The organism is Streptococcus sp. CF8_St5-17, from assembly GCF_024295665.1.
Classification (GTDB): domain Bacteria; phylum Bacillota; class Bacilli; order Lactobacillales; family Streptococcaceae; genus Streptococcus.
Genome location: NZ_JANCOU010000016.1, coordinates 1 through 1380, shown reverse-complemented (window position 1 = coordinate 1380; position 1380 = coordinate 1). Strand labels below are relative to the sequence as shown.

Sequence of the window (1380 nt, the reverse complement as noted above, 5' to 3'; positions counted from 1 at the left end):
TAACTTTTGGGGTGTTTTATTATGAAATTAACTTATGAAGATAAAGTTCGGATCTATGAACTCAAAAAGCAAGGAGAGAGCTTTAGAAAGCTTTCAAATCAATTTGGGATAAATATTTCTAATCTTCAGTACATGATTAAATTGATTGATCGTTATGGGATAAAAATCGTCAAAAAAGGAAAGAATTGTTACTATTCTCCTGAACTAAAACAAGAGATCATTGATAAAGTTCTTCTTGAAGGTCGTTCACAAATTAGGGTGTCTCTGGATTATGCTCTTCCAAGTAGTGGATTACTTTCGAATTGGCTGGCACAATACAAGAAAAACGGGTATACTATTGTTGAGAAAATAAGAGGGAGACCACCTAAAATGGGACGTAAGTCAAAGAAGAAACCTGAAGAGATGACAGAGTTAGAACGTCTTCAAGCAGAAAATGAATACCTGAGAGCGGAGAATGCTGTTCTAAAAAAGTTGAGAGAACTCCGATTGAGGGACGAAAAAGAGCAAGAAGAAAAACGGAAATTGTCCGAGGATTGGTAACAGAGTTTTCTTTAGAGATTCTTCTAAAGATTATTAAGCTTGCCCGTTCAACTTATTATTATCATTTAAAACAGCTCGATCAAAACGATAAAGATTATGATGTTAAAGTTGAAATTCAAGCTATTTTTACTGAGCATAAAGGGAATTACGGCTATCGTCGAATGACTCTTGAATTGAGGAATCGTGGTTTTGTAGTGAATCATAAGAAGGTGCAACGTCTAATGAAGGTCCTTGGTTTAAGTGCTCGAATTCGTCGTAAACGGAAGTATTCTTCATACCAAGGAGAGATTGGCAAGAAAGCAGACAATCTTATTCAACGTCAATTTGAAGCAACCAAACCAATGCAAAAGTGCTACACAGATGTGACAGAATTTACCATTCCAGCAAGCAGTCAAAAGCTTTATTTATCACCAGTTTTAGATGGCTTTAACAGCGAAATTATCTCCTACAATCTTTCTACTTCACCGAACTTAGTACAAATGAAAGCTATGCTAGAACAAGCCTTTACAGAGAACCATTACGAAAATACAATTCTCCATAGTGACCAAGGATGGCAATACCAACACGATTTCTATCATCATTTTTTAAAGAATAAGGGAATCCAACCATCTATGTCACGTAAGGGAAATAGCCCAGATAACGGTATGATGGAATCTTTCTTTGGCATTCTTAAGTCTGAAATGTTTTATGGTTATGAGAATACGTTTCAGTCACTTGAGCACTTGGAACAAGCTATTGTAGACTATATTGATTACTACAACAACAAACGAATTAAGGTAAAACTAAAAGGACTTAGTCCTGTACAATACAGAACTAAATCCTTTGGGTAAATTAATTGTC

General features: G+C 35.3%; 1 protein-coding gene. It reads left to right on the top strand.

Going from position 1 to position 1380, the window contains the following annotated elements; all coding sequences use genetic code 11:
- Nucleotides 1–21 precede the first annotated feature (21 nt).
- Nucleotides 22–1370, top strand: a protein-coding gene (locus NMM19_RS08325; RefSeq protein WP_178894523.1) for an IS3 family transposase whose coding sequence is annotated in 2 segments (ribosomal slippage) — nucleotides 22–463 and nucleotides 463–1370 — 1350 coding nt in all. Because the reading frame shifts where the segments join, the coding sequence is not laid out codon by codon here.
- Nucleotides 1371–1380 lie beyond the last annotated feature (10 nt).